Annotated in this window: 19 protein-coding genes; 9 read left to right on the plus strand and 10 right to left on the minus strand. The window is 42.6% G+C overall.

Features of this window, described 5'->3' with window-relative positions; all coding sequences use genetic code 11:
* Nucleotides 1–88 precede the first annotated feature (88 nt).
* The 3 genes from DUL71_RS17175 to DUL71_RS17185 all read left to right on the plus strand — a co-directional run bounded on the left by DUL71_RS17175 (nucleotide 89) and on the right by DUL71_RS17185 (nucleotide 2,396).
* Nucleotides 89–988: a LysR substrate-binding domain-containing protein gene (locus tag DUL71_RS17175; RefSeq protein ID WP_244228786.1), complete on the plus strand. Its 900-nt coding sequence runs from the start codon at nucleotides 89–91 to the stop codon at nucleotides 986–988.
* A gap of 77 nt (nucleotides 989–1,065) precedes the next feature.
* Nucleotides 1,066–2,076 carry an NAD(P)/FAD-dependent oxidoreductase gene (locus DUL71_RS17180; RefSeq protein ID WP_114939280.1) on the plus strand — a complete coding sequence of 337 codons (1,011 nt, stop codon included), beginning with the start codon at nucleotides 1,066–1,068 and terminating at the stop codon, nucleotides 2,074–2,076.
* 2 nt (nucleotides 2,077–2,078) lie between these two features.
* A complete protein-coding gene (locus DUL71_RS17185) occupies nucleotides 2,079–2,396 on the plus strand; it encodes a 2Fe-2S iron-sulfur cluster-binding protein (protein WP_114939281.1) in 318 nt (105 codons plus the stop codon).
* A 521-nt stretch (nucleotides 2,397–2,917) separates the two neighbouring features.
* Here the strand turns inward: DUL71_RS17185 and bshC are convergent.
* From bshC to rpmB, 6 genes are all read right to left on the minus strand, one after another.
* Nucleotides 2,918–4,534, minus strand: a complete 1,617-nt coding sequence (gene bshC, locus DUL71_RS17195; RefSeq protein ID WP_114939283.1) for a bacillithiol biosynthesis cysteine-adding enzyme BshC — start codon at nucleotides 4,532–4,534, stop codon at nucleotides 2,918–2,920.
* A 134-nt stretch (nucleotides 4,535–4,668) separates the two neighbouring features.
* Nucleotides 4,669–6,006: a 30S ribosomal protein S12 methylthiotransferase RimO gene (rimO, locus tag DUL71_RS17200; protein ID WP_114939284.1), complete on the minus strand. Its 1,338-nt coding sequence runs from the start codon at nucleotides 6,004–6,006 to the stop codon at nucleotides 4,669–4,671.
* Nucleotides 6,007–6,127: 121 nt separating this feature from the next.
* Complete coding sequence (gene ftsY / locus DUL71_RS17205; RefSeq protein ID WP_114939285.1) at nucleotides 6,128–7,093, minus strand: signal recognition particle-docking protein FtsY; 966 nt, start codon at nucleotides 7,091–7,093, stop codon at nucleotides 6,128–6,130.
* Between the two features lie 194 nt (nucleotides 7,094–7,287).
* Nucleotides 7,288–7,452: a DUF4295 domain-containing protein gene (locus DUL71_RS17210; RefSeq protein ID WP_022830074.1), complete on the minus strand. Its 165-nt coding sequence runs from the start codon at nucleotides 7,450–7,452 to the stop codon at nucleotides 7,288–7,290.
* Nucleotides 7,453–7,547: 95 nt separating this feature from the next.
* Nucleotides 7,548–7,730 (minus strand): 50S ribosomal protein L33, encoded by a 183-nt coding sequence (gene rpmG, locus DUL71_RS17215; RefSeq protein WP_022830075.1) that lies wholly within the window; start codon nucleotides 7,728–7,730, stop codon nucleotides 7,548–7,550.
* Nucleotides 7,731–7,812: 82 nt separating this feature from the next.
* Nucleotides 7,813–8,046 carry a 50S ribosomal protein L28 gene (gene rpmB, locus DUL71_RS17220; protein WP_022830076.1) on the minus strand — a complete coding sequence of 78 codons (234 nt, stop codon included), beginning with the start codon at nucleotides 8,044–8,046 and terminating at the stop codon, nucleotides 7,813–7,815.
* Between the two features lie 602 nt (nucleotides 8,047–8,648).
* Here rpmB and acs point away from each other — a divergent pair.
* From acs to DUL71_RS17235, 3 genes are all read left to right on the plus strand, one after another.
* The gene (gene acs / locus DUL71_RS17225) at nucleotides 8,649–10,550 is read left to right on the plus strand and encodes an acetate--CoA ligase (protein WP_114939286.1); all 1,902 of its coding nucleotides are present in this window, start codon (nucleotides 8,649–8,651) and stop codon (nucleotides 10,548–10,550) included.
* A 118-nt stretch (nucleotides 10,551–10,668) separates the two neighbouring features.
* Nucleotides 10,669–11,163 (plus strand): hypothetical protein, encoded by a 495-nt coding sequence (locus DUL71_RS17230; protein ID WP_161964457.1) that lies wholly within the window; start codon nucleotides 10,669–10,671, stop codon nucleotides 11,161–11,163.
* 119 nt (nucleotides 11,164–11,282) lie between these two features.
* Nucleotides 11,283–11,468 (plus strand): CsbD family protein, encoded by a 186-nt coding sequence (locus tag DUL71_RS17235; protein ID WP_091208858.1) that lies wholly within the window; start codon nucleotides 11,283–11,285, stop codon nucleotides 11,466–11,468.
* 28 nt (nucleotides 11,469–11,496) lie between these two features.
* Here DUL71_RS17235 and DUL71_RS17240 read toward each other — a convergent pair whose 3' ends face one another.
* Nucleotides 11,497–12,036: a Uma2 family endonuclease gene (locus DUL71_RS17240; protein ID WP_161964458.1), complete on the minus strand. Its 540-nt coding sequence runs from the start codon at nucleotides 12,034–12,036 to the stop codon at nucleotides 11,497–11,499.
* Between the two features lie 104 nt (nucleotides 12,037–12,140).
* Here DUL71_RS17240 and surE point away from each other — a divergent pair, with 104 nt between their 5' ends.
* From surE to lpxB, 3 genes are read left to right on the plus strand one after another with little or no spacing between them, the layout of a single operon-like run.
* A complete protein-coding gene (gene surE / locus DUL71_RS17245) occupies nucleotides 12,141–12,914 on the plus strand; it encodes a 5'/3'-nucleotidase SurE (protein ID WP_114939289.1) in 774 nt (257 codons plus the stop codon).
* A 2-nt stretch (nucleotides 12,915–12,916) separates the two neighbouring features.
* Complete coding sequence (locus DUL71_RS17250; protein ID WP_114939290.1) at nucleotides 12,917–13,183, plus strand: hypothetical protein; 267 nt, start codon at nucleotides 12,917–12,919, stop codon at nucleotides 13,181–13,183.
* Nucleotides 13,183–14,298 carry a lipid-A-disaccharide synthase gene (gene lpxB, locus DUL71_RS17255; protein ID WP_114939291.1) on the plus strand — a complete coding sequence of 372 codons (1,116 nt, stop codon included), beginning with the start codon at nucleotides 13,183–13,185 and terminating at the stop codon, nucleotides 14,296–14,298. Before DUL71_RS17250 ends, lpxB begins: the two co-directional genes overlap by 1 nt.
* 144 nt (nucleotides 14,299–14,442) lie before the next feature.
* Here the strand turns inward: lpxB and DUL71_RS32310 are convergent, their stop codons facing one another.
* From DUL71_RS32310 to DUL71_RS17265, 3 genes are all read right to left on the minus strand, one after another.
* Complete coding sequence (locus DUL71_RS32310; protein ID WP_167443304.1) at nucleotides 14,443–14,610, minus strand: hypothetical protein; 168 nt, start codon at nucleotides 14,608–14,610, stop codon at nucleotides 14,443–14,445.
* 95 nt (nucleotides 14,611–14,705) lie between these two features.
* The gene (locus tag DUL71_RS17260; protein ID WP_114939292.1) at nucleotides 14,706–15,527 is read right to left on the minus strand and encodes a universal stress protein; all 822 of its coding nucleotides are present in this window, start codon (nucleotides 15,525–15,527) and stop codon (nucleotides 14,706–14,708) included.
* Between the two features lie 9 nt (nucleotides 15,528–15,536).
* Nucleotides 15,537–16,961, minus strand: a complete 1,425-nt coding sequence (locus tag DUL71_RS17265; protein ID WP_114939293.1) for an inorganic phosphate transporter — start codon at nucleotides 16,959–16,961, stop codon at nucleotides 15,537–15,539.
* Nucleotides 16,962–17,024 lie beyond the last annotated feature (63 nt).

Below are 17,024 nucleotides of genomic sequence, written 5' to 3' on the forward strand. Positions count from 1 at the left end.
GCTATAATTTTATGTCATTGCGAGTGAAGCGCAATGACATAAAAATCGGGAACAATTAATCTCAACTATTTATTCCTAAATTGGCTCAATGATATTTGATTTCAGGCTGAAGGTTTTCTATACAGTTGCACAGCGCTTAAGCTTTACCAAGGCTGCTTCCGAGCTGTTTATTACCCAGCCTGCTGTCACCAAACATATCAAGGAATTGGAACAGCAGCTTAGCGTGCAGCTGTTTAAACGTAACGGCAATAATATCGCCCTCACTACCGCCGGCAAGATCCTGGAAAAATATGCCGAAAAGATTTTTCAGACTTATACCGAGCTTGAAACCGAACTGGCACAGCTTAACAATTTAGAGGCCGGTACCCTGCACATTGGCGCCAGTACCACCGTAGCCCAAACTATTTTGCCCAAACTGTTGGCTATGTTTAAAAAAACATATCCCAAAGTCACCTTCAACTTTATCCAGGCCAATACCGACCAGATCTCGCAGCTGGTACTTGCCGAAAAAATAGATATAGCGATAGTGGAAGGTGCGGCACATTCGCCACAATTATCTTATACCGATTTCATCAAAGACGAAATTGTATTAGTAACCAGCGCTAACAATAAGTTATCCAAAAAAGCCGAGATCACACCCAAGCAATTGCCGTCCATTCCATTGGTTTTAAGGGAGGCTGGATCGGGTACGCTTGATGTAATTTTCAACGCGTTGGCGGCAATACAGATCAACCCTAAAGATCTTAATATTGAAATTCAGCTGGAGAGCAGCATAGCGATAAAACAATACCTTTTATACTCAGAAACAGCTACATTCCTCTCCATCCAATCGGTAGTGAGCGAACTAAAATACAACGAGCTCAGTATTATTGATGTTAAAGGGTTGGAGATTTTCCGCACGTTTCAATTCATTCAGCTGCACGGTAAACACAGCAAACTGATTGAATTATTTAAACGTTTTTGCCTCGCCAATTATAACTTAAAGTAATCGCGTATTACTTTATATCATTTGATTACCAACAGGTTTAGCTCCAAATTTGAGTACCGAACAAAAGGTAATCACGCATGGAACACATTACTACCGATATCTGCATTATAGGCGCCGGACCTGTTGGTTTATTTGCCGTTTTTGAAGCCGGACTGCTCAAAATGCGCTGCCATTTAATTGACGTACTGTCGCAGGTTGGGGGGCAGCTTTCTGAAATTTATCCGCATAAACCTATATATGATATTCCGGGCTATCCCGACGTTACCGCGCAGCAACTGGTAGATAACCTGATGCTGCAGATAGCTCCGTTTCATCCAACTTTTAGTTTAGGCGAACGGGTAGAAAACCTGCAACGCAATGAAGACGGTTCATACAATATCATCACTAATGATGGCACCGTTGTTCATTGCCAGGTAGTAGTAATTGCCGGCGGCCTTGGTTGCTTTGAGCCCCGCAAGCCGGAAATTGACCGCCTTTCAGATTTTGAAGGTAAAGGTGTAGCCTACATGGTAAAAAATCCTGAACATTTCCGTGATAAAAAAGTGGTACTGGCCGGCGGCGGTGATTCAGCATTGGACTGGGCCGTTTTCCTGAGTAATGTGGCTGAACGGGTTACGCTTGTTCACAGGGGCGATACCTTCCGCGGAGCACCTGACAGTGCCGAAAAAGTATTTGATCTGGCCAAGGAAGGCAAAATCGACCTGATCCTGAAATCGAACGTGGTTGCCTTAACCGGCGATGACCGTCTTCGCGAGATCACCCTGCTTGACCGCGACCAACAGGTTAGCCACATTGAAGCCGATCATCTTATTCCACTCTTCGGTCTTAGCCCTAAACTTGGCCCCATCGCCGATTGGGGCTTGAACATAGATCGATCAGCCATCGCGGTAAATACAGTTGATTACAGCACCAATATTGAGCGCATTTACGCTATTGGCGACATCAACACCTACCCAGGCAAGCTTAAGCTGATATTGTGCGGCTTCCACGAGAGTGCATTGATGGCGCAGAGCGCTTTCAAATATGTTTTCCCCGAGCAAAAACTGAGTTTTAAATATACCACCGTTTACGGTGTAAGCGCTTTTTAGCCATGATAAATTTAACCATAATTGACCGCTACGGCGGTAGCAGGCCAGTCGAAATTCCGGAGGGTATTAACCTGAGCCTGATGGAAGTGCTGAAAGCATCTGAATATGATATCCTGGCTACTTGTGGTGGTATGGCACTTTGTGCCACCTGCCATGTGCAGGTAATAGAAGGCCCTGAAGAATATTTTACAGCCACCGATACCGAACTGGATGTATTAGATACCCTACCCTATGCCCCTCCTGCAAGTCGCCTGGCTTGTCAAATCAGGATCAATGAAGATATGGACGGGATGGTGTTTAAGCTGGTAGGGGAAGAGTAAAATTCGACGTCGGGAGTACTCAGTCTTGAATTCAATTCTTAGGTCGGGTTTAAAAATCCTTGTGTTTTGTGTGCGAGCCCTGTTGCCGGTTTACTATTTTTCTTTCCGGCAGCGGGGTTATTTCAATCTATATGAAAAAACTATTTAAATCATTTTATAAGGGCCCTATTTTTAAAAGTCGTGACAACCACTTCTACAGAGACCCAGATTTACCGGTAAATATTGAATTTGCTAACAGGACAGCTCAACCTAAACATGTTTGGGTTGAGCTCATCTGTATTGACTTTGAACTCGATAAACAAACTGAATATAAGATATTAACCAATGATAAATCTTTCCGGATCGAATTCGATTCAGATAATTCCATTATTTTTTATTTACAATATAGTTTTAGTTGTAAATTATTCAGGAGGCCAGTATCAGATGAGATAAGAAATCCCAATGACTGGATTCTTGACCTGGATTTTTCTGATATTAACTGACAATCATTAGGATTAAAATATAGACTATCTACCCTGACTTTACTTCTCCGTCAGCACCGTAAACTTAAAATCCAATGGTTCAAACAGGCGGATAAGCTCATCAATAAACGTTTGTCCCCATTTTACATACATGAGACCAAAGTTTTCAGAGCGCTCCTGCAGGCTATCTTTCGGGAATAGTTCGGCTTTAACGGCAGTTAATTGCTCTAAACGCACACTGTAATTTCTTTTTTCGGCACGGATCAATTTCTTTTCCAGGTTGTCCATTGCCTTTTTAAGGCGTGCCTGTACCGCCGCCGCTGATGGAGAAAGTGTTGGATCTATCTTGTAAGCACGCAGCTTTATTTTTTCGAACAGGCTTTCCATTTCGCGCCATTCCTCGGCAATGCTCAGGTTATGATCGCTGTGCTTTTTAATCCAGTAGGTTTGCAGGGCATCACTTTCTTTAAATAAAGAAAGGGCATCCAAATCCATCCGTGTTATTTTAGCAGCTTGCTCCTTCTTGATCACCAATGCCGAATTACGGAGGATCAGGATCGGGAAATCAATTTTATAGTGATCAAAGTTCGATTTCAGTTCCAGCCAGTAAACCACTTCCGCACCACCGCCTATATAAGCGATGTTAGGTAAAATACATTCCTGATATAATGGACGCATCACCACGTTAGGACTAAAACGTTCGGGATATTCCGCTATTTCTTTTTTTAGTTCAGCTTCAGTAAAACTAATCTCGGTATTAAGCACATGATAACTGTCATTTTCAAAAACTATCCGTTCGCGCAGCTGATCTTTCAGATAAAAGAAATTGATCTCGCGTGGATTAACCTGGATATGTACACCAAGCTCATGTAGTTTTTGATTGGTTTCGCTGATATTTTTAAAACTATGCTGACCAATAATATCCTGCTCAATAATTGGCGCGAACTCTTTTTTAAACTCATGGTCATCAGCATCAATGATCACCAAACCGTATTGGCCGAACAAAGAGTTAACCAGGTAACGGGTAGCATCGGCAAGTTTATCAAATTTAGTATAAGCTGTTTCAACAATTTCGGCAAGATCGGTAGCGTGGCCTTCCATACCCAAAACACCTTTATACTGGTTAAGCGCCTGGCGTATGCTCACCGGATCGATCCGGCCGGTTGCTCCCGAAGCTTCATACCACCAGTGTACTTTTTTACCGCCTATATTGGTATAGTTGATCTCGGCAAAGTCGTGGTCTTCGCTGGCCATCCAGTAAACAGGTACAAAGTTTTTATCGGGATGAGCGGCTTTTAATTGCTGCGCCACTTTAATGGCCGTAGCTATTTTATAAAGGAAATACAACGGCCCGGCGAAGATATTTAGCTGGTGCCCGGTTGTAATGGTATAAGTATTGTCCTGCTTTAACAGCTCTAGGTTTTGGGCTGTAAGGGCGGTTGAGTAAGTACATAATTTACCGGGCTCCTTACCTAAACATTCGTATTGTTTAGTTAAAACACGTACCAACACCTCGCGATCGGCAACAACCTTTTTGTTTTTCAAAAACTCGGCAAAACCGGCCATATCAGGGCGGTAGCCATAAAAAGGTTGCAACTCGGGCTTATTGTCGATGTATTCGGCAACCGTGTGTGAAAAGAAACCGGTGTCTTTATAACTTATACAGGATGCGTCCATTTCGTTGATTTCGGATTTTGGATGTTCGATTTCGGATTTGGCCTAAAACAAAACATCAGCAAATAAAATTAAATGCTGATGTCGAAATTAGATTATAAATCGCAAATCGCTTTACAGCAGACTGCAAATTAACATTATTTTACAATTTGTCCATAAAGGTCAAAGTCCTCGGCGCTGTCTATCTTTACGTTAACAAAGCTGCCAACGGTAGCGTAATCAATGCTGGCGTCAATCAAAACTTCGTTATCAACCTCAGGCGAATCAAATTCTGTACGGCCAACAAAGTAGTCGCCATCTTTCTTGTCGATCAGCACTTTGTAGGTATTGCCTATCTTCTCCTGGTTTTTATCAAAAGAGATACCTTGTTGAATTTCCATAATAGCATCTGCGCGTTCCTGTTTTACTTCTTCAGGTACATCGTCAACCAAACTATGGGCATGGGTTTTCTCCTCGTGTGAGTAAGTGAAACAACCCAGACGGTCAAACTTGGTATCCTCAACCCATTGAGCCATCTCTTCAAAATCCTGCTGGGTTTCGCCCGGATAACCGGTGATCAGCGTAGTACGCATAGCGATACCCGGAACCCTATCACGAATCTCATTTACGATATCAATGGTTTTTTGCTTGGTGATACCGCGGCGCATCGATTTCAGCATATTATCGGTGATGTGCTGCAACGGCATATCCAGGTATTTGCAGATGTTTTCACGCTCGTTCATCACATCCAGGATCTCCATTGGGAAACCTGAAGGATAAGCATACTGCAGTCTGATCCATTCAATACCATTCACATCAGACAAACGACGAAGTAATTCATCCAGGTTACGTTTGCCATAAAGGTCGAGACCATAATAAGTCAAATCCTGCGCAATCAGAATCAATTCTTTAGTGCCGTTTTTAGCAAGCTTCTTAGCATCTTCAACCAATTGTTCAATAGGTGAGCTCAGGTGTTTACCCCGCATCAGCGGAATAGCACAAAATGAGCACGGACGGTTACAGCCTTCGGCAATTTTAAAATAAGCGAAGTGCGATGGTGTGGTCAGCAAACGCTCACCAATCAGCTCATGCTTATAATTTGCGCCTACAGTAGCCAGCAGGTTTTGCAGATCGTTGGTACCAAAGTAGGCATCAACGTTGGTGATCTCTGCTTCAAGCTCCGGCTTGTAGCGCTCGCTCAGGCAGCCGGTTACAATCACCTTACCCACCTTGCCCTGCTCCTTGAGCTCGCTGTATTGCAGGATGGTATCTATTGATTCCTGCTTGGCATTATCAATAAAGCCACAAGTATTAATTACTATAATATCATTTTTGCCTACCTTCTCGGCCTCATGCACCACATCAAACTGGTTGCCCTTCAACTGGCCCATCAATATTTCCGAATCGTAAATATTTTTTGAACAGCCTAATGTAACCACGTTTACACGGGGTTTGGCTTGTTTAACCGATGGGCGGGAAATTTCTTTTGTCTTCATAACACACTAATCATTGCAATGAAAAAATGTCATTGCGAGGAACGAAGCAATCGCGAACGATACAGGTTTGAATTGCAAGGGAGGGGATTGCTTCGTCGTTCCTCCTCGCAATGACATAGTTTTATTGCTTAAACAAGCTATCTACAAATGCCTGCCTGTCAAATAACTGCAGGTGATCCATGCCTTCACCTACGCCTATATATTTAACGGGAATTTTAAACTGATCTGATATACCAATCACCACGCCGCCTTTAGCCGTACCATCAAGCTTGGTTAATGCCAGCGCATTCACGTTAGTAGCCTCGGTAAATTGCTTGCATTGTTCAATAGCATTTTGCCCGGTTGAGGCATCAAGTACCAGCAAAATCTCATGTGGCGCTCCGGGAATAACCTTCTGCATAACATTCTTGATCTTGGTTAGTTCGTTCATCAAACCAACTTTATTGTGCAAACGACCGGCGGTATCTATAATGGCTACATCATCGCCATTAGCCACTGCAGAACGTAAGGTGTCATAGGCAACCGAAGCCGGATCTGAACCCATAGCCTGGGCAACAACCTTTACACCAACACGCTCGCCCCAAAGTTTGATCTGATCAACCGCGGCAGCACGGAAAGTATCGGCGGCGCCTAAAACCACCTGATTACCGGCTTGCTTTAACTTGTGGGCCAGCTTGCCTATGGTAGTTGTTTTACCCACGCCGTTAACACCAACAACCATAATTACGTATGGCTTATGATCGCCATATTCAAAGTTGCGGAAGTCGTTACTGTTGTTTTCGGCAAGTAACTGCTGAATTTCATCCTTTAGCAGGGTGTTCAGTTCGTTGGTGCTTACGTATTTATCGCGGGCAACGCGAGCCTGGATCCTGTCGATGATTTTGAGGGTAGTGCTTACGCCAACATCGGAGGTAACCAATACTTCTTCCAAATCATCAAGCACATCATCATCAACGGTTGATTTACCGGCGATGGCTTTGGTGATCTTTGAAAAAAAGTTATCCTTGGTTTTTTCTAAACCGGTATCAAGCGCCTGCTGCTCCTGCTGCGTATTTTCCTTTTTCTTAAAAAAATCAAATAATCCCATGTTACGATGTGCAGATTTTAGATTACAGATGTGCAGATTTTTGTCTGAACCCGAATTTATAGAATTCTAAGAATTTGCAGCCAGAATTGTTTTATTCTGACAATTCTATTAATTCGTTTAATTCCGGTTCTGGCATAACAAAAAAAGCCCTCTCGTAAAAACAAGACGGCTTTAATATTTTAATCAAAGAGTGATTATATAGTTTTACCAGCAATTGCATCCTTAACTAAATCGTTAGGGACAATTTGGGTTTTGAATGAATAAGCACCAGTTTTAGGTGATTTATTCATGGTGATCACTTTTGAATATTCTTTGCCTTTACCTGCTACTTTCAGGGTTGCAACTACTTTCTTTGCCATTTCTTGTTAATTTTTTGAATTAGTGAATGATTTAATTAGCAAGTTAATTGTTGTTAGCATGTTAACCTAATCAACCAATCAACTTCATCAACCAATTATTTTATCTCTTTGTGAACAGTAACTTTCCTTAAAACAGGGTTGAATTTTTTCAACTCTAATCTTTCGGTAGTGTTTTTCTTGTTCTTAGTGGTGATATAGCGAGACATGCCTGGCATACCGCTTGTTTTGTGTTCGGTGCACTCTAAAATCACCTGAACCCTGTTGCCTTTTTTTGCCATTTTATTTTTATGTTGTACGTGTCACCTCACGGCTTACGTAATTTTTCAATTTTATTATACTGCTAAACTTGAAAGCCAACTACTAAATGTAGCCTTTTTTAACAAATTTATTAATGCAGGCGGTAATACCGTTTTTGCTGATAGTTTTCACAGCAGAAGTAGATACCTTTAAGGTAATCCATTTATCTTCTTCAGGAATATAAAACTTTTTAAGTTTCAAGTTAGGATGAAATCTGCGTTTTGTTTTAACGTTTGAGTTTGAAACGTTGTTACCTACAATAGATCCTTTTCCTGTTAGATCACAAATTCTTGACATGACAAATATTTTTAATTATCAACCCTTTATCCAAAAAGAGTTTGCAAATATCAGACTTTTAAATCAAATATTCAACAGTGATTTGAAAAATTTTAAAAAAAGATTTACGGCAATACCAAACGCCTATCTATTTAGCTAATAACAGGTTATTTTTTTAATTACTATCAGTAATAAAATAAGGCAGGTTCGTTGCCTGAACCGCAATTTATAGAATTTGATGAATTGCCAGAATGCTAAGAAGCTGTTTAAAACGATAAATAAAACTGCTATATCACGTTCGTCATTGTGAGGCACGAAGCAATGACGGCTTCTATATATTTTTAAACAGCCTCTAACCCAAAGCCACCTCACGCTGTGGGCTTTCCACTACAATCCCTAACGCGGCCTTCACACAAACCCGAAAAAAATCATAAACCCCAAGCCCGTCATTCGTCCAATAATTACTTTTTAAAAAAATTTAAAAAGCTATGATTTTAGTTTATTCATAGCACATAAATTATTAAATTACGCCCACCATTTAAACCCGTATGAAAGCGTTATAAGCTAAAAGAAACAAACAATTGGGCACGTAACAGCTTCATCAACCAAACACCAACCAACCGATGAAAATTACATCATTTGAAGAGTACAAAAAAGTTTACCAGCAAAGTGTTGAGCAACCTGAGCAATTCTGGGCCGGCATTGCCGATAATTTTTTATGGCAAAAAAAGTGGGATACCGTACTCGACTGGAACTTTAAGGAGCCTAAAATCAAATGGTTCCAGGGGGCAAAACTCAACATTACCGAAAACTGTCTTGATCGCCATCTCGAAACCCTGGGCGATAAACCGGCTATCATATGGGAACCCAACGATCCGGAAGAAGATCATCGTATATTAACGTATCGCCAGCTACACGATAAAGTTTGCCAGTTTGCCAATGTGCTTAAAAACAATGGTGCAAAAAAAGGCGACCGCGTATGTATTTATATGCCCATGATCCCCGAGCTGGCTATTGCTGTGTTAGCTTGCGCGCGCATCGGCGCTATCCACTCGGTGGTGTTTGGCGGTTTTTCGGCACAATCAATTGCCGACAGGATCAATGATGCTGAGTGTAATATCGTGATCACTTGCGACGGTGGCAAGCGTGGCAATAAAGAAGTACCGCTTAAAACCGTTATTGATGACGCGTTGGTGCAATGCCGTTCGGTTAAAAAAGTGATTGTACTTACCCGCAGCCGTACCCCGGTATCCATGATCAAGGGCCGCGATGTTTGGTGGGAAGATGAGATAAAAAAAGTAGAAACGCAGGGTAACCCAAGCTGTCCTGCCGAGGTAATGGATGCCGAAGATATGCTGTTTATCCTGTATACATCCGGTTCAACGGGTAAACCTAAAGGCGTGGTACATACCTGCGGCGGCTACATGGTTTATGCCGGTTATACCTTCGCCAATGTGTTCCAATACAACCAGGGCGAGGTTTATTTTTGCACCGCTGATATCGGCTGGATCACCGGCCACTCTTATATTGTGTATGGTCCACTTTCGCAAGGAGCTACCACATTGATGTTTGAGGGCATTCCAACTTATCCGGATTGCGGCCGTTTCTGGGAAATTGTAGATAAGTTTAAAGTAAACATATTATATACCGCGCCAACAGCTATTCGCTCGCTGATGAGCTTCGGGCTGGATCAGGTTAATAACAAAGATCTCAGCTCACTTAAAAAATTAGGCTCGGTAGGCGAACCTATTAATGAAGAGGCATGGCACTGGTTTGACGATAACATCGGCAAAAACCGCTGCCCTATTGTTGATACCTGGTGGCAAACTGAAAATGGCGGTATCATGATCTCACCTATTGCGGGCATTACCCCTACTAAACCAGGCTATGCTACGTTGCCCTTGCCGGGTGTGCAACCGGTTTTGGTTGATGAAAACGGCAAAGTAATTGAAGGTAATGGTGTTAACGGAAACCTTTGTATCAAATTCCCATGGCCAGGAATGCTGCGTACCACTTATGGCGATCACGAGCGTTGCCGTACCACCTACTTTGCCACTTACGAAAACATGTACTTTACCGGCGATGGTTGCCTCCGAGATGAGGATGGCTACTACCGCATTACCGGCCGTGTAGATGATGTATTGAACGTATCAGGTCACCGTATTGGCACTGCCGAAGTAGAGAATGCCATCAATATGCACAGCAGCGTGGTTGAATCGGCTGTAGTTGGTTATCCGCATGATATTAAAGGGCAAGGCGTTTATGCCTATGTGGTTAGTCCGGATAAACATGGCGACGAAGAGATTACCCGCAAGGATATTATCATGACGGTATCACGCATTATAGGCCCGATAGCCAAACCGGATAAAATTCAGTTTGTAACCGGCCTGCCAAAAACACGTTCGGGCAAAATCATGCGCCGTATTTTGCGCAAGATAGCCGAGGGCGATACTTCAAACCTTGGCGATACCAGCACGTTGCTTGATCCATCAGTAGTTGATGAGATCAAGGCCGGAGCTTTGTAAGAGTCAAGAAACAAGAATTCAGGAGTCAAGAAGCAAGAAATTAATATATAAGAATCAAGCGATGAAAAGTTTTTTTCCTGGCTCTTGGCTCTTGAGTTCTTGCTTCTTTCCTCCGCTCTTGATTTCCTGCATCTTTTTTTCCGGAAAGTACAAACTCGATTTCTTCACTACTCATAACCAGTTTTACCTGTGCGATTCGGCTTTTACCGGCACTACAGGTGATACAACTTTCTGGAACAGCGATGCCCAAAATGCCCGCCTGGGTACTACCGAAGATATTATCGGCATAAAAACCGCCAGCTATGGCCACATCAAGGCAGAGCTTGATGTGCTTAATACTCCCGACCCCGAAAAAGATTTTAGCAAATACGATCACGTTGTTGAAGGCAGCGTAAAATTAAGTTCAGGTATTATGGAGATCCTAAATTTCCCGGATACTAAAATCATGCTGAAAGCTATTGTTACCCCTGGCCGATACCGGGTGCGCATTTACTCCTATTCCATTAAAAATGTGAACCCCGAAGAAGATGAGGGGACCGATCATTATAAGATCACCCTTTGGCCGGGAGATGATAAGGGTAGAAAAGTATTGAAGACTTTTAAGGAAGAGTAACTTGTTATTTAACTGAAACCACAAACTTTTTATTGATTCCGAACTCTTGACTTCTTGCTTCTCTTCAAAACCATCCTCCCTCCCATCCGTTACTCTAATACATCTAAATAAAAAACATCATGGATAAATTAGAAATAAAGGGCGGATGGAACGAATTGAAAGGGAAAATCAAACAAGCCTACGGCGATCTTACCGACGATGACCTGACATGGCAAGAGGGCAAAGACGATGAAACACTTGGCAAACTTCAGCAAAAAACGGGCAAAACCCGCGATGAGCTCGTGAAGTGGATAAACAGTTTATAAAATTTGAAAAGCTCCGGAAACGGGGCTTTTATTGAAAAAGTTTAGATACCTCAATATCAAAATCAGGCAACTGTAAAGATTTAAGCACCTCACCCAGCTGTGCCTTTTGCCCAAGAATATAAGCCCCATCTTTCAACATATACAAATCGGCATTCTGCTGGATAGGATCTATTATAATGTATTCTTTTACACCGTATTTTTCGTAGATATCTTTTTTGGGACGAAGATCATAGTATGCATTTTTCTCCCACAAAATCTCTACTACTAAATCTGGTGCTCCATAGATATAATCTTTCAGAATGTCCCGTCGCTCTTTAGCAATATAAATAAAATCAGGCTTATAAGAGTTTTTATCGTCCAATATCACTTCTATCGGACCAATTAGATAGATACCTCTGTTTTGTATTTTATCTTCATAATTTATTATGGCGGCAACAAAATTCCCTAAAGCAATTTGATGAGGAACCGTTCTTGAAGGCCAGTCAATAAGAAAACCATTTATGTACTGATATGGAGCCCCGATTGGCATTGCCATATATTCATCAAGGGTAATCTTTTTATCCGCCATTATCATATTTAAATTTAACCAAAAACTATTTGTTTCCAATTATTCACATTTACGCCTAAACTATTATTACCAACTACATTGTTGAGGATTGTTAACTTTGCCTGATGAAAGTTACCAAACCCACCATACTTGTAGTAAATGACGATGGCATTACCGCGCCGGGCATCAAAGCCCTGATGGATGCCATGGCCGAAATTGGCCGTGTTGTAGTAGTTGCTCCAGACAGTCCGCAATCGGGCATGGGGCATGCCATTACCATTGGCAAACCTCTACGGCTCGACCAGGTTGATATTTATGAGGGTATTGAAATGTACCGTTGCTCGGGCACACCGGTTGATTGTGTAAAGCTTGCGGTTAACAAGATTTTTAAAGGCCAGAAGCCGGATCTTTGCGTTTCAGGTATCAATCATGGCTTGAACAACTCCATCAATGTGCTTTACTCCGGCACCATGTCGGCGGCTGTTGAGGGGGCTATTGAAGGTATTCCATCAATTGGTTTTTCGTTAGATGATTATACATTACAGGCCGATTTTGAACCCTGCATCAAGTTTGTAAAAGAATTGGCCTTACAGGTACTGGCCAATGGCTTACCGCAGGCCAGCTTGTTAAACGTAAACTTCCCGAATACCAAACATATTAAAGGCATAAAAATTTGCAGGCAGGCAGCCGCCAAATGGGCCGAAGAATTTGATGAGCGCGTTGATCCGCATAAAAGGCCTTACTACTGGCTTACCGGCGTGTTCCAGTTAAACGATGGCGGCGAGGATACCGATGTTTGGGCGTTAGAACAGGGTTATGCTTCGGTTGTGCCTGTACAGTTTGATATGACGGCCCACCACGTTATCCCTTACTTAAACAACTGGAAGTTCAACATATAATCATGCTAAACAAAAACGATATATCCGCAGGCTTACTCATTGGCGCCATATTGCCGGGCATAAGCCTGCTTGTTTTTGGGTTTCTACTAAAAAACCAGATTGTTTTTATGCACAAGCCAGGCATCCCCTACTTTGTTGCTTTTGCCATCAACTTGTTTATTATCCGTTACTTTTATGGTAAAGGGGCCGAGAAAACCGGGAACGGCGTTGCCATGATCTCGCTCTTGTTTATGCTGGCTATTTTCATTTTTAAACTACAATCCTTATAATGAAATACTACCTGGTAGCCGGCGAGGCTTCGGGCGATTTGCACGGAGCTAACTTAATGAAAGCCCTGAAAGTACTTGATCCAAAAGCTGGCTTTCGTTTTTTTGGCGGCGACCTGATGCAGGCCGAAGGTGGCACCCTGGTAAAACATTATGCCGATATGGCATTTATGGGCTTTGTTGAGGTGGTAGCTAATTTGCAGACCATCCTTAAAAACATGAAATCATGCAAACAGGATATCAGCGCTTACCAGCCGGATGTTTTGATCCTGATAGATTTCCCCGGCTTTAACCTTAAAATAGCTGAGTACGCCAAGGCGCAGGGACTTTTGGTTTGCTACTATATTTCGCCAAAGGTTTGGGCCTGGAATCAAAAACGGGTACTCAAGATCAAACGGATTGTAGATCATCTGTTTTGCATCCTGCCTTTTGAGGTAGCATTTTATAAAGAATGGGGAATGGAGGTTGATTATGTAGGCAACCCGCTGCTTGATGCCGTTTCAGCGTTTAAACCTGATGCTGATTTTCTGCAGAAAAATAACCTTTCCGGTAAAAACATCATCGCGTTATTACCAGGTAGCCGCAAGCAGGAAATTAGCAGGTTGCTGCCTGATATGATCAAAGCATCGGTTAATTTCCCCGAATATCAATTTGTAATTGCCGGCGCACCGGCTTTTCAGGCTGATTATTATACGCCATATCTAAACGGAGCCAATATCCCGATTGTATTTAACGCCACTTATGATTTGCTAAATCAAGCCCATGCGGCCATCGTGGCATCTGGCACCGCCACACTCGAAACCGCTTTGTTTAACGTACCGCAGGTAGTGGTTTATAAAGGCGGTAAATTAACCATTGCCATCGCGCGCATGCTGGTAAAACTGAAATTTATATCCCTTGTAAACCTAATTATGGATAAAGCGGTTGTAAAAGAATTGATCCAGGAAGAATGCACCAGCGAAAAGATCGGTAGCGAACTCGATCTGCTTATCAACAATGCTGTTTATCGCCAAACCATGCTCAGCAATTACGACGAACTTGATGTACGTATGGGGCAACCGGGAGCATCAGCCAAAACAGCGGGATTGATTGTTAAGTACGCTAAGGCTGATAAATAGACTTGTCAGCCTGCGTGGAAAAAATTGTAATGTGTGAATTAGGTGCAGAGAGGCTGTCATCCTGAGCTTGTCGAAGGACGCGCGCAGAGGCCCTACCCGCCATGCTTCGACAGGCTCAACATGACACCCATTTCAAATACATTTTCAAGGCTTTATCTCTTTATCATTATTTTCTTCCGGTTTCAGTTCGGATTGGATGATGTCCTTTTCTAACTGCTTTTCATCTTTCCGGTTTCGCCTGATGATCCATACCAGTAATATAATAACCGCAATAACAACAATGATTACTATGGGATAATTTACCTGATCCATAATGTTTGTATTTATATAGCGTATATTAATTTCACAGATGGCAATAAAACCTTGTGGACATCAGCCTTTAGCTTTAGGCGTTATGCTTTCAGCCCCTACTCGTGCAGTATCAATATCGCCTTAACCGATTTATTCATCACCTGGTTAACCGTGCTGCGCGTAAACAAACGGTACACAATATTATGGTGATGTTTAACCAAACAAAGCATATCCGTTTCATGCGACTGGATGAAATTCATAATGCCATTCAACGCGCTGCTGTCTTGTATGTAATTAAATTCAAGGTCGGTATGCTTGATCAAATCGCGTAAGCGGGCTTCCCAAACCTGTACCTGCTGCTCGTCGGTTTTTTCGGCCACATAAAGCACCTGCATTTTGGCCGAACCAAAAGCTTTAATCATTTCATTAAGCGCGTTAACATCTATAGCAGAAAGACGTGTTTCAAAATCGGTAGCAAGGGTTATCATCGGCACATTATCAAACTTGCTTTCCAGTGGCACAATCAGCGTAGGGATCTTTATTTTGGTTACTACCATACTGGCATTACTGCCCACTATGCCGGTAATACCGGTTGCGCCCATAATACCCATCACCAGCAATTCAACCTCATGCTTTTCAACATAACGGGTTATCACCGCTTTTAAAAAGCCTACATCGCAAAGGGTAGTTACCTTTACATTTTGATACTTGCTATCTGTAGTGTAAGTACTTACCCATTCTTTTAATGCCTCGCGTTTGTTATTGTAGTAGTCTTCAATAAAAATGGCGTTATAGGTACTGTTGTTGATACCTTCGGTTGGGTGTATGGCATGTATAGCGCAAACTTCACGGCCTAATATGCTGGCCAGTTCCATGGCGTAAGCCATCGCGTTCGCGGCGCATTTTGAAAAATCGGTGGCTACCAGTATCTGTTTCATTTTACTGTATTATATAAACAAATGAAAAAGCATGAATAATAAAAATGCTAAAATTATCGCAACCGGCAAAGTAAGCACCCACGCTAAAGCGATGTTTTTAAGCGTACCGTTATTTAAATTCCCCTTACCGCCCGACGCAACCATCGCCCCGGCTATGCCGCTCGACAAAACGTGCGTTGTACTTACCGGCAAGCCAAAGCCTGTGCTTAAACCAATGGTTGATGCGGCCACAATCTCCGAGGTTGCGCCCTGGGCATAGTTCAAATGTTCATTACCTATCTTTTCGCCAATGGTAACCACAATTCTTTTCCAGCCTATCATAGTACCCACACCTAACGAAAGCGAGATAATAGCAATAACCCATACAGGCGCAAAATCCGTTACATGTTCTAGTTCATTAGCTGCGCTGGTAAGCGCTTCTTTCTCTTTAACTTCAAGGCTTACCCTTGGATCTTTAATTACAGCTCTTATATCTTTAATAACGCCTTCAACCTGTTTACGATAACGGTAAGTTTTTGCTACCTCTTTTTCATTTTTTTCGGCCAGGGATGCTTTGGTTTGATCAATAGCGGTTTTCAGTTCGGTTAAAACGGGTTTCTTTTCGCTGTTATTAGCGAGCCGGGCGTTAACAACCTGCTCTGTTTGATTTAAGGCAGATAAAACTTTGGCATCCGGAACCGCATGATTTACCGCGAAACGTGCAGGTAAAAAAGCGATCAGGATCAGCATAAATAAGCCTACACCTTTTTGCCCGTCATTACTGCCATGAAAAAAGCTTACCAGCGTACAGGTAGTAACCAGCAAAAGGCGGATATGTATTGGCGGCCTGTCGTTTTCGCCGCTGGGGATATGAAATAACGCGTGTGATTTGGTTACATGCTTCAGGAACAACATCAGCAATGCCGCCGCGCCGAAACCAATTAACGGCGACAGGATCAGCGATGAACCTATTTCACCAGCTTTACTCCAGTTTACCCCCGGACCATTATAGTAAAAAGTAAAGGCAAGTCCGCCGCCAATCATGGCACCGATCATAGTATGCGAACTTGAACAAGGAATCCCCAGATACCAGGTACCCAAATTCCAAACAATAGATGACAACAGTACAGCAAGTACCAGGCAGGCGCCAACACTCACGGGCAGGGTCATCAGCGTATCTAAAGGCACTAATTTTAAAATACCCATGGCAACAGTAACACCGCCAAGGCAAACACCTAAAAAGTTCCAGAAGCCCGACCACGGAATAGCGTAAATTGGCCGAAGAGCTTTGGTATAAATAACTGTAGCTACGGCATTGGCTGTATCATGAAAGCCATTTACAAACTCAAAACCAATAACTGCCAGGATACAAAGAAGAAAAACTGTGAGCAGGTAACCGCTCAGATCCACCTGGCCAAGGAAGGGGAGTATAACCGCGGGGATTGAAAAATGCATAAAACTTTGTTTATGACCGGCGAATAAGTTTCGCCTGCCGCTTTAGTTTCAAAGAACCGTTTC

It is taken from the genome of Mucilaginibacter endophyticus, from assembly GCF_003351025.1.
GTDB classification, from domain to species: Bacteria; Bacteroidota; Bacteroidia; order Sphingobacteriales; family Sphingobacteriaceae; genus Mucilaginibacter; species Mucilaginibacter endophyticus.

Excerpts from the sequence above, each read along its gene's own strand:
- DUL71_RS17175 (WP_244228786.1), top strand. The coding sequence starts at position 89 with ATGATATTTGATTTCAGGCTGAAGGTTTTCTATACAGTTGCACAGCGC.
- DUL71_RS17180 (WP_114939280.1), top strand. The coding sequence starts at position 1,066 with ATGGAACACATTACTACCGATATCTGCATTATAGGCGCCGGACCTGTT.
- DUL71_RS17185 (WP_114939281.1), top strand. The coding sequence starts at position 2,079 with ATGATAAATTTAACCATAATTGACCGCTACGGCGGTAGCAGGCCAGTC.
- bshC (WP_114939283.1), bottom strand. The coding sequence starts at position 4,534 with ATGGACGCATCCTGTATAAGTTATAAAGACACCGGTTTCTTTTCACAC.
- rimO (WP_114939284.1), bottom strand. The coding sequence starts at position 6,006 with ATGAAGACAAAAGAAATTTCCCGCCCATCGGTTAAACAAGCCAAACCC.
- ftsY (WP_114939285.1), bottom strand. The coding sequence starts at position 7,093 with ATGGGATTATTTGATTTTTTTAAGAAAAAGGAAAATACGCAGCAGGAG.
- DUL71_RS17210 (WP_022830074.1), bottom strand. The coding sequence starts at position 7,452 with ATGGCAAAGAAAGTAGTTGCAACCCTGAAAGTAGCAGGTAAAGGCAAA.
- rpmG (WP_022830075.1), bottom strand. The coding sequence starts at position 7,730 with ATGGCAAAAAAAGGCAACAGGGTTCAGGTGATTTTAGAGTGCACCGAA.
- rpmB (WP_022830076.1), bottom strand. The coding sequence starts at position 8,046 with ATGTCAAGAATTTGTGATCTAACAGGAAAAGGATCTATTGTAGGTAAC.
- acs (WP_114939286.1), top strand. The coding sequence starts at position 8,649 with ATGAAAATTACATCATTTGAAGAGTACAAAAAAGTTTACCAGCAAAGT.
- DUL71_RS17235 (WP_091208858.1), top strand. The coding sequence starts at position 11,283 with ATGGATAAATTAGAAATAAAGGGCGGATGGAACGAATTGAAAGGGAAA.
- DUL71_RS17240 (WP_161964458.1), bottom strand. The coding sequence starts at position 12,036 with ATGGCGGATAAAAAGATTACCCTTGATGAATATATGGCAATGCCAATC.
- surE (WP_114939289.1), top strand. The coding sequence starts at position 12,141 with ATGAAAGTTACCAAACCCACCATACTTGTAGTAAATGACGATGGCATT.
- DUL71_RS17250 (WP_114939290.1), top strand. The coding sequence starts at position 12,917 with ATGCTAAACAAAAACGATATATCCGCAGGCTTACTCATTGGCGCCATA.
- lpxB (WP_114939291.1), top strand. The coding sequence starts at position 13,183 with ATGAAATACTACCTGGTAGCCGGCGAGGCTTCGGGCGATTTGCACGGA.
- DUL71_RS32310 (WP_167443304.1), bottom strand. The coding sequence starts at position 14,610 with ATGGATCAGGTAAATTATCCCATAGTAATCATTGTTGTTATTGCGGTT.
- DUL71_RS17260 (WP_114939292.1), bottom strand. The coding sequence starts at position 15,527 with ATGAAACAGATACTGGTAGCCACCGATTTTTCAAAATGCGCCGCGAAC.
- DUL71_RS17265 (WP_114939293.1), bottom strand. The coding sequence starts at position 16,961 with ATGCATTTTTCAATCCCCGCGGTTATACTCCCCTTCCTTGGCCAGGTG.